Annotated in this window: 9 protein-coding genes; 7 read left to right on the forward strand and 2 right to left on the reverse strand. The window is 32.4% G+C overall.

Going from position 1 to position 14367, the window contains the following annotated elements; translation table 11 throughout:
* Positions 1-33 precede the first annotated feature (33 nt).
* Positions 34-885: a hypothetical protein gene (locus AACL19_RS04075; protein WP_339045246.1), complete on the forward strand. Its 852-nt coding sequence runs from the start codon at positions 34-36 to the stop codon at positions 883-885.
* Positions 886-963: 78 nt separating this feature from the next.
* On the opposite strand, the gene uvrA is transcribed toward AACL19_RS04075, so the two are convergent.
* On the reverse strand, positions 964-3792 hold the full coding sequence (uvrA, locus tag AACL19_RS04080) for an excinuclease ABC subunit UvrA (protein ID WP_339045247.1): 2829 nt from the start codon (positions 3790-3792) through the stop codon (positions 964-966).
* Positions 3793-3939: 147 nt separating this feature from the next.
* Here uvrA and AACL19_RS04085 point away from each other — a divergent pair, with 147 nt between their 5' ends.
* Genes AACL19_RS04085 through AACL19_RS04095 form a run of 3 tightly spaced genes read left to right on the forward strand, consistent with a single transcriptional unit; the run spans position 3940 to position 6271 of the window.
* Positions 3940-5025 carry a porin gene (locus AACL19_RS04085; RefSeq protein WP_339045248.1) on the forward strand — a complete coding sequence of 362 codons (1086 nt, stop codon included), beginning with the start codon at positions 3940-3942 and terminating at the stop codon, positions 5023-5025.
* A 29-nt stretch (positions 5026-5054) separates the two neighbouring features.
* The gene (hemF, locus tag AACL19_RS04090) at positions 5055-5882 is read left to right on the forward strand and encodes an oxygen-dependent coproporphyrinogen oxidase (protein WP_339046676.1); all 828 of its coding nucleotides are present in this window, start codon (positions 5055-5057) and stop codon (positions 5880-5882) included.
* A 53-nt stretch (positions 5883-5935) separates the two neighbouring features.
* A complete protein-coding gene (locus AACL19_RS04095; RefSeq protein WP_339045249.1) occupies positions 5936-6271 on the forward strand; it encodes a hypothetical protein in 336 nt (111 codons plus the stop codon).
* Between the two features lie 101 nt (positions 6272-6372).
* Here AACL19_RS04095 and AACL19_RS04100 read toward each other — a convergent pair whose 3' ends face one another.
* Positions 6373-8799 (reverse strand): valine--tRNA ligase, encoded by a 2427-nt coding sequence (locus AACL19_RS04100; RefSeq protein WP_339045250.1) that lies wholly within the window; start codon positions 8797-8799, stop codon positions 6373-6375.
* A gap of 147 nt (positions 8800-8946) precedes the next feature.
* On the opposite strand from AACL19_RS04100, the gene AACL19_RS04105 reads away from it, so the two are divergent.
* The 3 genes from AACL19_RS04105 to AACL19_RS04115 all read left to right on the forward strand — a co-directional run bounded on the left by AACL19_RS04105 (position 8947) and on the right by AACL19_RS04115 (position 14100).
* Positions 8947-11154: an ankyrin repeat domain-containing protein gene (locus AACL19_RS04105; RefSeq protein ID WP_339045251.1), complete on the forward strand. Its 2208-nt coding sequence runs from the start codon at positions 8947-8949 to the stop codon at positions 11152-11154.
* A gap of 82 nt (positions 11155-11236) precedes the next feature.
* Positions 11237-12700: a proton-conducting transporter membrane subunit gene (locus AACL19_RS04110; protein WP_339045252.1), complete on the forward strand. Its 1464-nt coding sequence runs from the start codon at positions 11237-11239 to the stop codon at positions 12698-12700.
* 86 nt (positions 12701-12786) lie between these two features.
* Positions 12787-14100, forward strand: coding sequence for an ankyrin repeat domain-containing protein (locus AACL19_RS04115; RefSeq protein ID WP_339045253.1), 1314 nt, complete (start codon positions 12787-12789; stop codon positions 14098-14100).
* Positions 14101-14367 lie beyond the last annotated feature (267 nt).

Genomic DNA, 14367 nt, shown 5'->3' on the forward strand with positions numbered 1-14367 from the left:
TAATCAGTATAATAATTAATTAATGAGAGTGATATGTCTTGTTCAGTAACCCTTAAACCTACACGAGAAAAAGTTAATAATGCACAAAACTCCAAAGTCGCTTTAAAGTTAGAAGAAGGTAATACAGTTGCCAACTTCGTTAACTATTTTCTCTATTTTGATAATAATGATGAACTCATGTGTTATAATACATTATATAGGGAGGCGCCTTACTTCAATCCAACACCTATTGGGAAAAATGCATTTGGAGTATTTACTAATTATGAGGGTGAAAGAGCATTATTCCTTGTTGGTGAATATCATACTAGAGAAGGTAATATAATAAAAGAAGGATATATTGTTTCTTCTAATAAACCTAGTCTCATTAAGGATGAGATAATTCCTGAGATAGAAGAAAAAAAATCGTTCTATATTAAGCCTGGTGGTTTAGAGGTAGATGGTAAAAAAGAGGCAATTATGTATGATCTTGAAAATAATGAAGTACAAAACCTTAGTCACACTGCATCATTCTACAAAGGAGATACTGGTTCTACTATATGTCGCGCTTCCATGAGTGATTCTGAACAATGTTTTGAAGATTCTGATTTTAACATTGTTGGAGAAAAGGTTGGGGATGAGCATACCATAAGTATTAAAAACAATGATTTGCTAGGCTACAAAGACATAGCACTTAGTACAAGTCAAAATGCACTTACTCTAATGAATGCAAAAATAGATTTTTGCATTCAATTTGAGATATTGAAAGAAGAAAAAGAAAAGCTCTGCAAAGAACTTGACGAGTCAAGTATGATGATATCAGGACAGCATCATTCATGTGTATCAGAACTAGCAAAAGCAAATTTTGCTATAGAGCCAGTAACATATGACATCGGTACATATATGTAATTGATCCTCATATTACCTCCATAAACTGTATGGAGGTAATATAAAAGGTAAAAGAATTTTGCAATAAGCTGATTCATATTATATGGCGGGGGTAGCCACAAGGTATGGATTTAAATACTTACCAGTTATACTCTCTGGAATATTAATTATCTCATCTGGAGGGCAAGCAGCAACGACATGCCCTCCTCTTATTCCTCCTCCCGGGCCGATATCTATAATATGATCTGCAGTTTTAATCACATGCAAATTATGTTCAATTACTATAACTGTGTTACCTAGGTCAGCTAACTTATGTAATATTTTGAGGAGATTACTTATATCTTCAAAATGCAAGCCAGTTGTTGGTTCATCAAGAATGTATAAGGTCTTACCGGTAGCGCGTTTTGATAATTCTTTAGATAGTTTTATTCTCTGTGCTTCACCTCCAGATAGAGTAGTTGATGGCTGGCCAAGTTTTATATAACCTACGCCCACCTCCTGAAGAGAAACTAGTTTCTCTTTGATGATCTGCATATTTGCAAAAAAGTCACATGCTTGATCAACTGTCATATTTAAAATATCAGCTATTGACTTACCTTTATACGTGATTTCTAAAGTCTCACGATTATACCTAAATCCTTTGCATTGCTCACATTTAATATAAACATCAGGTAAAAAATGCATCTCTATTGTTAGATATCCATCTCCCTTGCACGCTTCACATCTTCCACCTTTTGTGTTAAAAGAAAATCTGCCTACTTTATACCCACGAGCTCTAGATTCTTGTAAATTTGCAAACCAATTTCTTATGTGAGTAAATAAACCAACATAAGTTGCCGGATTTGATGCCGGTGTTCTTCCTATTGGAGATTGATCTATTTCTATAATTTTATCTATATATTCAAGTCCTTTAATAGCAGTGCATTTTCCATATGGCTGGGAAGCACCGTATATTCTATGTGCTGCATATTTATACAACGTTTCAATAACTAAACTTGACTTTCCCCCACCTGATACTCCAGTAACACAAATGAAATTACCAATAGGGAATTTGACATTTACATCGTGTAAATTGTTCTCACATGCACCGATTACCTCAATGTATTTACCTGAACTTTTGCGCCTTTTTGGTATGGGAATTACTTTACTTTTACTTAAATATTGACCTGTTATGCTACTTGGATTCTTTTTAATTTCCTTTGGTGTACCTTGAGCAACTATTTTACCACCATTTATTCCAGCTCCTGGACCAATATCGATTACATAATCTGCATTCATAATTGTATCTTCATCATGCTCAACCACTATAACCGTATTGCCAACATCCCTTAAATCTTTTAAAGTTTTTATCAGCAAGTCATTGTCGCATTGATGCAAACCAATAGATGGTTCATCTAGAACATACAATATGCCAGTGAGACCTGAGCCAATTTGTGATGCAAGCCTAATCCTTTGACTTTCACCACCAGATAGCGTTCCTGACTCACGCTCAAGTGTTAAATAATCCAGCCCTACATTCTTAAGAAAACTTAGGCGGTTTGTTATCTCATTTAATATTTTCTCTGATATCTGATTTTGTTGTTCAGTTAGCACTGTAGGCAATTTTTGAAACCACAATAAAGCTTCATCAATAGAGAGCTTTGCAACTTCACCTATATGTTTTTCATGTATTTTAATTGACAGCGCTTCTTTTTTTAACCTAAACCCTTGGCAACTATTACAATAGATAGTGCCATAATATCTTTCTATATTTTGCTCATTTTTTAGCAAGGTAATTAGGCCAGGAAAGGGCTTCTTTGCAGTAAACCTATAGCTAATTTCCTGATTACCAGAGCCAAAAAGAATTGCATTTTTTGCACTTTGACTAAGTTGAATCCATGGCTGATTGAGATCAAAATTATATAATTTTGCCAGTGCTGATATTGCATCTTCTACTATATATGAGTAAGGATGTATAGCGGAACCTTTTATAGGACCTATCGGTTTTAAAGCACCATCGGCAATGGATAAGTTTTCATCCGGCACGATAAGCTTTATATCAATATCTGATTTTTTCCCAAGACCATCACACATGCTACATGCACCATAAGGACTATTAAAGGAAAAAAGCCGTGGCTCTATTTCTTCAATTGTAAAACCAGACTCTAGGCAGGCAAGATTTTCTGAAAAAGCTAATATTTGACCGCAGTTATAATCTAAGTTATCTGGCAGATTTACAATTTCAACATGAATGAGGCCACAACCAAGTTTCAGCGCCGCCTCAACGCTACTGGGCATACGATTATCTAGGTCAGCTGTTACGGATATCCTATCTACTACAACAAATATATCATGTTTTTTATTTTTATCTAGTTGTGGTAAATCATCAATATTATATATTTTTTCATTAATTTTTAGTCTAGTATATCCTTGCTTTTTTACTTCCAGTATTTCTTTTTGATGTTCACCTTTTCGACCACGCACAATCCCTGCAAGGATATATATTTTTGTTTCCATAGGTAGAGCCTGTATTGCATCTACTATTTGAGTTGTAGTTTGTTTTGTAATTGGCCTACCCGTTGCTGGAGAATATGCAGTACCAATACGAGCGTACAAAAGGCGTAGGTAATCATAAATTTCAGTTGCTGTGCCTACAGTTGATCTTGGATTTTTAATTATCGATTTTTGATTGATTGATATTGCTGGTGACAAGCCAGTGATTGATTCAACATCAGGTTTATCATGCATGTTTAAAAATTGACGGGCATAAGCTGAAAGGCTTTCCACATAGCGGCGCTGGCCTTCTGCATATATCGTATCAAAAGCAAGTGTAGATTTTCCAGAACCACTTAACCCACTGATCACAATCAACTTATTTTTTGGTATGTCAACGTCAATATTGCATAAATTGTGTTCCCTGGCACCTTTTATCCGAATAAACTCATCCATAATTCAAACATCTAAAGAGATTCATTATATACTCAATACCTAAGCCTGGCCTATAATTTTGTTGCAAACATTTTATCAAATAATTTTATATTGATTTTTTAATATATAGATATAATATATTTATGTCTTAGTAGTAAATAGTTGTTAATGAGAAACCTATATTTTATTATCTTGATTTTGTACATATCGTACGGACATAATTGCCATGCTACTAAGATAATCATAAGCAGTGAAGATAAATATGCAGAGCTGGAAGGAAGCACTAGTTTTAGCATAGGACATATAGAAAATAACGAAGAACGTTTTAGTGATGATAAGAATGGTACAATTTTACTAGATTCAAATATTGGTTTTCTTTATGTACGTAAAAAAGACAATGTAGATAATCTTGGTGCCAAGGTAAAACTATCAACGAAATTTACATCTTTTAAGCCTAAACCTCTGGAAATAAATATAGATGAAGCGCACATCTTTTTTGCAACGCGAAATAGAGGTACGATGAAACTTGGCTTTGATGATACTATAAGTAGAAGCATGGGTTCGAAAATGTACTTTGGAGCTGGAGGAGTAAATGGAAGATGGGCAGATCTTGCAAATCTTAGAGGATTCAATAAGGCAGATGATGGTTCGGGGTATGATACAGGTGGTATATTTTGGGTCAAACCAGATTTATATATTGACTATAAGGGACTTAAATCTCTAAGAGTGAGTTATTACTCTCCCAAAATACGTGGAGTGCAAATAGGTTTTAATTATCTGCCTGAAGATGCAGAATATCAAAGAATAGTAAGTGGAGGAATTACTTATAGTAATTGTGCTTTTCAAAACATCAATTATTCACTATCTCTAACTGGTGAATTAGCTAACAAGAATTCAGCTAAAAAATTAAATAAACTACAGACATGGAATGCTGGCTTAGATCTGCAGTATAAGAACATAAGATATGTCATTTCATATGGCAACATCGGTAATTCTGGGCGCAAAAACTCTCCTGAAACTTATTACATAAACACTGGCATTGCTTACTACCATAATAATTGGCGTGGTAGTTTTATGCATTTTATAAGTACTAGGGGGAATAACAATTTTCTTTCATGGTCTATAAACTGGGAGAAATATTTAACAAAAAATTCTTCATGTTATATAGATTTTATAAAATTCAATACCCAAGAACCTGCAGATAGTAGTAACTCAGGGCATGTGTTTTTGGTTGGTTTAAAATCTAATTTTTAATATTATATTAATTTTAATCACTAGAAATGATTGATAAACAAAAAAATTTAGCATCAAAGTGGTTTGCAAGTTTAAGAGGTTCAATAGTGGATGAATTTCTAGCTATTGAAAAGGAATTTTCAGATGAATTTCCAGAAATAAATAGAAAAAAGTGGGATCGCCCTGGAGGAGGAGGAGGGGAGATGACTATCATATATGGTAAAGCGTTTGAAAAAGTTGGTGTCAATATATCAACAGTTCATGGAAAAATTGCAGAAAAATTCATGGATGAAATTCCCGGAGCAAAAAAAAATGACGGAGAATTTTGGGCTAGTGGAATTTCTGTAGTTTCGCACATGCATTCACCACTGGTACCTGCATCTCACATGAACACAAGGTTTATAGTTACCGCAAAATCGTGGTTTGGTGGTGGAATTGACTTTACCCCTGCCTATTACAATGATGAAGATTATCGGTTTCTTCATGGTAAAATAAAAAAAATGTGTAATGGTTTTAATTTTAACTATTACCCACAATTTAAAAAACAGTGTGATGACTATTTTTTTCTTCATCACAGAAAAGAGCCAAGGGGAATAGGTGGGATATTTTACGATAACTTAAGCTCTGATAATTGGGAAAATGACTTTGCATATATACAAGCTGTTGGCAGAACTTTTCTTGAAATTTACCCTTCTATAATACGCACTCATATGAGTAAATCATGGACAGAAGAGCAAAAGGAACATCAACTAATTAAACGTGGTAGATACGTGGAATTTAATTTGCTATATGATCGTGGTACAAAATTCGGTATTTTAACAAACGGCAACCCAGATGCTATAATGATGTCAATGCCACCTTTGGTAAAGTGGAAGTGAACAAGAAAAGTGTTTTGGATCGATAATTAATTTTTATTTATACGAGGATTTTTGTGGATTTTACAAATTTAACACCAGGCTGTTACGAAGTTGACGGATATATCGTTTCACATAATATCGACGATAGTCATTATTATCCTCACAATTATGATAACATTACAATAGATGAGAATTATGAAATATATTCTGAGCAATATCAAAGTTTAACTGGCAGTGTAATGCAAGATATCAACGATAATCTTTATTTACATTTTGAAGATAAGGAGAAGAAGGATTTTTCATATCAGGTAAATCTTTACTATGAAAAGTCTTTTGATGATGGAGTTTTATTGTTCTCTACTCAAGATAACGATTTACTTTGCCTTAAAATAAAGAAAAGTGAGTGCTAAATTCTACTCATATAACATTTTGGTACTGTGTGCCAAAATGTTATATAAACATAAATCAAAGGAAATTTTAAGAGCAATAATTTATTTAAACTTAAATTCAATTACACGGAAGCAAGCTCTATACTTATAACAAACTTCTCCGTTTCCAATCCTGAATGTATATTATCATTCCACTCAATAATTTCAGCATTGCAAACTGCCTTTAGGTCTTTTTCGGCTGATTGCGTAATTTGAAAGTTTTCATCTTTAGCTTTTATACTTAATTTTTTTACTGAGCATTTAACTGAAATATTACTATCAGCTTTTAGTTTTCTCACTGCATTTAATATCTCTACACAATTTTTTCCTATTGCTTCAGCTTTTGCGTCATATAGAGAATCTTCAATTTTAGGCCAATTTCCCAAGTTGTGTATAGAATTATAACTGTATAATTTATGATATATCTCTTCTGTAATATAAGGAAAGAAAGGTGCAAAAAAACGCAGTACTACGTTTAATACATAAGCTAAACTTTGCCTAGCACTTAAATTTTCTTCTCTACTTGCATCTTTTCCATATGCTCGTTTTTTGATAAATTCTAAATAGTTATCACAAAGATCATCCCAAAAAAATCTTTGAGTAATATCCAGAGCTTCACAATACTGAAAATGCTCAAATTTTTCAGTAACTTTTTTTGTAGTTTTATATAAATGCGAAATTATCCATTTGTCCATTGTTTGCGTTACAGAGCTTATATCTAACTCTTGGTGTTTTTGCATAAAACTTGAGACAAATTTACTTGCATTCCAGATTTTGGTAATCAGACGTTTTCCAGTTTTAAATATATCTTCAGAAAACGTTGTATCAACACCAAGTCTTGAATTTGCTGCCCAGTAACGCACTACATCTGCACCATAAATATTAAGTATTGAATCGGGCGTGATCACATTTCCTTTTGATTTACTCATTTTTTTCTTATCATGTGCTAAACACCAACCACTGATCATAATATTTCTCCATGGTATACTATTTGCGTGATAATGTGACTTAACTATAGTATAAAAAGCCCATGTTCTAATTATTTCATGGCTTTGCGGTCTTAGATCTGCGGGAAACAATATGTTATCTACTGTGAATTCCTCATTAATAGCTAAAGCATTAAGTTGTGGAGTAAGTGCACTTGTTGCCCAAGTATCCATTACATCTTTTTCAGCTATAACTTCCTCTCTGCTATAACCTCTTGGTAAATCTTTCAGTGGATCAATAGGTAAATCTTCTATTTCCGGTAGAATTGTTTTGCCCTCTTCACCTTTTCTTTGAGAATACCATACTGGCAATTGAACTCCGAAATAACGTTGCCTTGAGATACACCAATCCCAATTTAAACCTTCTATCCATATTTCCATGCGCTTTTGCATAGATTTTGGGTGCCAATTACACTTTCTAACTTTAGCAAGTAATTCATTCTTATACTCAAGAACCTTAATAAACCATTGATAAGTAAGTAGTATTTCAAGCTCAGCTCCAGACCTTTCAGCACATTTAACTGAATGAGCAATTTCTTCACTTTTTACCAGAAACTTTTCTATAGTTAAAATTTCAACTATTTTTTCTCTAGCTTTCTTAATTGACAGCCCATCTATTTCACGCATAGTACCACTGATCTTACCAGATTTGCTAATAATAGTTTTAGTTGGCAAGTTATGTTTTCTCCACCAATATACATCAGTTTCATCGCCGAAAGTACAGCACATAACAAGACCTGTGCCTTTTTCTATTTTAACTTTATCATCAGCTAAAATTGGTACTTTATTTTGAAATAAAGGAGTGATAGCACATTTACCAATTAAGTGTGAGTATCTACTATCTTCAGGATGACAAAAAATTGCAACGCAAGCAGACAAAAGTTCTGGCCTTGTCGTTGCAATATTGATTTTTTGATTGTCTTCTGTGAAAAAAGATATGGTATGCATTAAAGAAGGGAAAATCTTATCCTCAACTTCTGCTTGTGCAATTGCTGTTTGATCTATGGTGTCCCAAAGAATTGGCTCTAATTTTCTATATATATACCCCTTATTATATAAATCAATAAATGACATCTGTGAAAGTTTCACAGCTTTTTTGCCAATTGTATGGTATTCAAGCTCCCAATCATAACTAATACCTGTAGCTTGAAATAGTTTTTTAAATTCTTGTCTTGATTTAGAAGATACTTCCTTGCACATCTGAGTAAATTCAGACCTTTCCACCTCTGCTGCACAGGCTTTGCTGATTTGTTCAACCAATCTTTCAGTTGGCAGACCATTATCATCAAAACCAATAGGGTAAAAAACATCTTTCCCAATCATGCGCTGATATCTTGCAATGAAATCTGTATGACAGTAGCTAAAGATATGTCCAATATGTAATTTCCCTGATATCGTTGGTGGCGGAGTGTCTATAACGAAACTGTTATCTTTGCTACCACACCATTTATATATCTTACTTTCTTCCCACAGTATATTGTATTTATATTCTGTCTCCTGAAAATTATATTTCTCTGTAAGCATAAAACCTTAATTTTTAACTTTAATGTTAACACACACTTTTCGTGTTAAAAAGATTAAACTTATTTTTATATTTTAAAAAATGCTTGATTTAGTATATTCGGACACTATAATGAAAGCCAAAGTGTCTTAACACATAGAGGTGGGTTTATGGTTGACGAGAGAGCAGATATAACAATTCCACAAGAGATCAAAGAAGACTATGAATACGTAAAAGATACTATAAGTGCTTCTAAATCAATTATTCCGCTTATACCAACAGGTTTCTTTAATGTTGAAAATAATGAAGATAGTAACGATTTAATAAATTGGAGCGAAGTGTTACCAAGGCTCAATGAGCATATTAAACAAAGTTCTCCAGAAAGCTCTTCTCTTACTGCAGAATATATAGATTGGTTAATGTATGCTGCTTGTTTGTATAATGACTACGACTTAAGTATATGGTTAATTAAAAATGGTGCTAATGTTAATTTTCAGGAGCCTGAATCAGGAAATACACTACTACATCTGGCTGCGCTTAATGGTAATGTAGAATTAGCTGAGCTATTGATGACTAATGGGGCACATTTAAACTATTATTACTATGATATTAAAGCTAACTTGCAAGGTAACACTTGTCTGCACTTTGCTGCTGAGAGGGGATATAATGGATTCATACAGTTTATTGAAAGAGAAGCAGCACTAAAATCAATGGGTATGGACAATATTTATGATCTTATTGCGTATAAGAACAAAGAAGGAAATACAGCATTACATTTAGCTGCAAAAAATGGTCATGTAGGATTTGTTAAGAAACTGTTAAGTAATAGTTTTTATCTAAGTAGTGAAAACTATTACTTAGATAAGTTTATTTTGTGTTGTGTTGCTACTGTTATACAGTCATATGGTCTAAGTATTTTTCTCACTAAAGTTGCGATACAGATTATAGAATCTAGAGATTATAATAGTCTGTATTATTTGTATTTTTGTTGTGGTATCTGTATTGCAACATCCTTAGGCCTCAGTATTTACTTTCTCATATCCGGTATTATAGAAGATAAATATTCTCCAGTAATAGTTAATAATGATGGAAAAACAGCATCGCATTTAGCAATAAAAAATCTACAAAAAGAAAATGGTGAAGATCGTTATTATCAATGTGCTAGACTGTTAATAGAACACATTCCTCATTCTAAAATCAATATCCAAGATAAAGAGGGAAGGACAATATTACATTTAGCAGCTGAGAAAGGTTTTATAAAGAGTATTGAGCTCTTATTAAATAAAAAAGCAGATGCTATGGTAATTACAAATAATAAAAAGACAGCATTGCATTTAGCTATTGAAAATAGTCATTATAATTGTGCTATGTGTTTAGCACAAGGTATACAAACAAAGCAAGAAAGGTTAAGACTTAAGCTACTTGAGTTCTATTATATTATCAGAAATAAATACGATTATCATATTCAGCCTTATATAACAGATTTTAAAGAAAAGATGCAAAAAAAGATTCAAGTCAAAAAATCCTGGCAAGAAGAAGTATTATGCTTAGCTATAAAACACCAATCTAAAGGTTCTTCTGATAATGAAAAATGGTTATTCAAAAGAGAAGTGGTTGGTCAACTTTTAAAAATGATTGATGCATCAGAAATTGATGACGTGTACAGTTATGCTAAAGATTATTCAGAAAGAAAAGATATAGAGGATGGTAATTATGTTTTAAAAAAACTTAACAATTTCTTTTGTGCACATGACAAATATAAAAGTAAAAACCTTTCTAAACTTAAAACGCAAGAATCATGGTGTAAAGATCATATCTTACATACCACAAGTGTTTTGTCAGCCATTCTAGCACTCTTATTTATATTAAATAAAAACTCTGATCTAAGTAATAACTACTATTTTAGTGAATTTGATAATGCACTTACAATTGTAGTCAAGGGTACTACTATACTTTCGGTTTATTTTACAATCAAGTTGTATTTAAAACATCAAGAGCTTGATAAACTTACTGATTATCAAGATAAAGTTGATGAAATTAATAATCTATTGATTAAAAAAAAAGAAGTAAATACTAACTCACATATCAAGGTGCAAGATAGTAATCTCTATAAACCTAATCATAGCAATAGATGTCAAAACTCTGATCAATTAGTATTACATTCTGATACAGAAGAAGCATGTTCATCACAACAGCAAAAAAAGAGTTTATACACATTTTCAAAAAGTGAATTAGATAAGTTGAAACATCTATCAACAAAACAATCATCTGTTCTAGATATAGAATCTACAAGCGAACTAAAAGTACACAAAACTTTAGATAAAAGACTTATAAAAAATCCATCATTTAATGAATTTATTGCATCAACACGTTTTTAAAAGAGTATGGAGCAAAATTTATAAAGCAATTGAACTTTTGTTATTTAACTTCTACCATTTACTTTAATATAAATTTCAATTCATGCAGTTTTTCATAGATTTACAATATATCCTACTGACAACTGTTTTTTTGCCATTTTTCAGCGGGTTATTTATTTACCTATGTAGCAAAAAATTGATTAGGGATATAATTACAATTACATCATCATTCCTTTTATTGGTCTTAATAATTTGTATCCATTACCTATCTTCTCACTATCAAAACTTAAGTTTTACATTACTTGATTTTGGCAAGGCACACATCAGTTTTAAAATAGAACCAATAGGCCTAACATTTAGCTTAATTGCTTCTCTATTATGGATGCTCACTAGCATTTATGCAGTTTGTTATATGCAAAAAAACTATTCTGGTGGTTCTAACCTTTTTTTTTGCTGTTTCTCTATAGCTATAGGATGCACAATATCTATCGCTTTTGCTGGAGATTTATTAACTATTTTTGTTTTTTACGAGCTTCTCACTATAAGCACTTACCCTTTAATTGTATATAACATAAACAATGAAGCAATAACTTCTGGGCGCTATTACATAGGATTGTTGCTTGGTTCTTCAATGATTTTATTTTTTCCTGGTATAGTGTTACTGCAGAATGTTACTAATTCTTTAGATTTTACAGTAGGTGGCCTGCTACAAAATAATATTGTATCTCCAACTTTTACAGTAGTTCTTTTGTTCTTATTAATCTATGGTATAGGAAAAGCAGCACTGATGCCTATGCATTTTTGGTTGCCTAAAGCAATGGTTGCTCCAACACCAGTTAGCGCACTACTTCATGCAGTAGCTGTTGTTAAGTCTGGAGTGTTTATTATTATAAAAATTGTTTTCTATATTTTTGGCATAGAAAATCTGCAAAATTTCGTAAAGCAGAGTTGGTTTTTAGGCAGCTGGCTAACGTACGTCTCCGGTTTTACAATTATAGTTGCCTCTTTAATTGCACTTAAACAAAACAATCTAAAAAAACTACTGGCTTACTCTACAATATCGCAACTATCATATATCATACTGTCAGTATCAATTTTTACTCATTCTGCAGTTAAAGCTGCAGTATTTCAACTGGCATGCCATGCTTTTGCCAAAATCACTTTGTTTTTTGCGGCAGGCTCAATAGCAACAGTATCAGGTAAAAAGTATTTACATGAAATGGGTGGAATAGGACGTAGTATGCCAATTACTACATCTGCTTTCACTGTAGGTGCATTTGCAATGATAGGCCTTCCACCTACTTCAGCTTTTTGGGGTAAATTTTTCATTATCAGATCTGCTCTTGCTGCGGGCAATTTTTTTACTATAGTAGTTTTGATAATTAGCACTCTACTGAATACTGCATACTTCGTTCCGATAATATATAATGCTTTTTTTATAAAATCATCAGACAGTTTTAAAGAAGTGCCAATTCCACTTCTTATACCCCTCATTGCTACATCAACGTTGACTTTGGTTATCTTCTTTTTCCCAAATCTAGTATTGAATCTATTAAATAGATTGTAACAACTTAAAACGTTTTTTGTTAAATAATATTTACAATATATAAGATTTAGCATACCACTAAAGTGGCTTGTATGTGGGGGATAATTATGAGTATAGAAGACGAACTTTTCAGTGCAGTAAAGGACGGTAATAAATCAAGAGTAGAGTTTTTATTAAATGAGAATAGTGCATGTATTAACGCAAGAGATGAACAAGGCAACACTTTATTACATATAGCTGTTTTGTATGGATATTACAGCATGATAGGATTATTAATGAAAAAAATGACCATCACCCAATCCAATTCAAAAAATTACATTGGTCAAACACCACTACACTTAGCAGTTTTATCAAATGATTTCGCTATGGTTAATACTTTATTGGAGTTATGTTTAAAACCTGATATAGAAGATACTAATGGTAACCTTCCTATTCACCTAGCAGCCGAGATGAGTAATGTGGAAATAATTAAACTCTTATATGCTGATAAAGATACTATTAATAAAAAAAATAAGTATGGGTTAACACCTTTGCATATTGCAGTACAGAAAGAGTGTAAGGAGGCTGTTGAAGTATTAATATGTGGTGGAGCTGATATTGATATACAAGATGGTAGTGAAAAGGGAGATACTGCTTTAATTATGGCAGTCAAAAAAGATCATATATCAATAGTAGAGCTATTGTTACATCGCGGAGCTGATTATAATAAAACAAATAATGCCAAGGAGACTTTTGGTGCGTTTGCCGTATCAGAAGAAATGGTTAATATAGTAAGGAAATACGATGAATTGACAGATTTTCTTATACCTTCTACTTCTGGACTTTTGTCGTGTAAGCGTAAAACACTTTCAGATGTATCAAATACAAATTCATCTAATTTTAGTAGTAGCGCAGCACGCATATGTCAGCGTAGAAGCGCTATTGATGAGATATCAGATTCACCTGTATCTTGCATAACTAACTACTCATCTTCTGAGAATGGAAAATTTTTAGACACATCAAGTATAAGCTCATCTAGATCCAATAATATATCTCATACATTTAAACGTCAAAAGGTTACTGATAAAACTTCACATTCTAACATAGATTCATCCATGCTTTGTAATGTCGCTTCTCTCACGCACAAACGTAAAAGGTCTTGTATATCAAGCTCAAGCTCAAGTGCATCTGAATATAGTGATAACGTTTATTCACATAAACTTAGTAAAACTGACAACCAGTTATTTTCAGCATACAGGCATCAATCAGATGAGTCATCTACTACATCTTCAATGTCTGGACATGTTTCTTCATACACACTAGATATAAGTTCTCCTGAATCTAATACTTCTGAATCTTTAGTATCTGGATGCAAAAATACTTTACAAAAATTAAACTTACATTACTCTGCATCCAATTCCTGTAGGGGAACCAAGTTGTAAAAACAATGAGCTGGAAAGAAGTAAAAAAATATATAGTATAAAAGTTTTCTGTAGAATTCTTAATAGAAGAAGAACAAAATATTTTAAAAGAAATGTTGTTGTATGCAATAGAGCAAAAACAAAATACTGTTACTGATATGTAATAAAATGGAGGTTGTGGTATAGACTGACCAGGGGAAATAGCACCGTTAGAGATAAAGTGTCTATATAAAGAGATGCATAAAATAGAATTATTCAGTATTAAGTTTAGATGAAATCAAAGCGTCT

Origin of the sequence: Candidatus Mesenet endosymbiont of Agriotes lineatus, assembly GCF_964019585.1 — a bacterium.
Taxonomy (GTDB): Bacteria; Pseudomonadota; Alphaproteobacteria; order Rickettsiales; family Anaplasmataceae; genus Mesenet.

Bases quoted from the DNA above. Each gene is read 5' to 3' on its own strand.
- AACL19_RS04075 (WP_339045246.1), top strand. From the start codon at position 34: ATGTCTTGTTCAGTAACCCTTAAACCTACACGAGAAAAAGTTAATAAT.
- uvrA (WP_339045247.1), bottom strand. From the start codon at position 3,792: ATGGATGAGTTTATTCGGATAAAAGGTGCCAGGGAACACAATTTATGC.
- AACL19_RS04085 (WP_339045248.1), top strand. From the start codon at position 3,940: ATGAGAAACCTATATTTTATTATCTTGATTTTGTACATATCGTACGGA.
- AACL19_RS04100 (WP_339045250.1), bottom strand. From the start codon at position 8,799: ATGCTTACAGAGAAATATAATTTTCAGGAGACAGAATATAAATACAAT.
- AACL19_RS04105 (WP_339045251.1), top strand. From the start codon at position 8,947: ATGGTTGACGAGAGAGCAGATATAACAATTCCACAAGAGATCAAAGAA.
- AACL19_RS04110 (WP_339045252.1), top strand. From the start codon at position 11,237: ATGCAGTTTTTCATAGATTTACAATATATCCTACTGACAACTGTTTTT.
- AACL19_RS04115 (WP_339045253.1), top strand. From the start codon at position 12,787: ATGAGTATAGAAGACGAACTTTTCAGTGCAGTAAAGGACGGTAATAAA.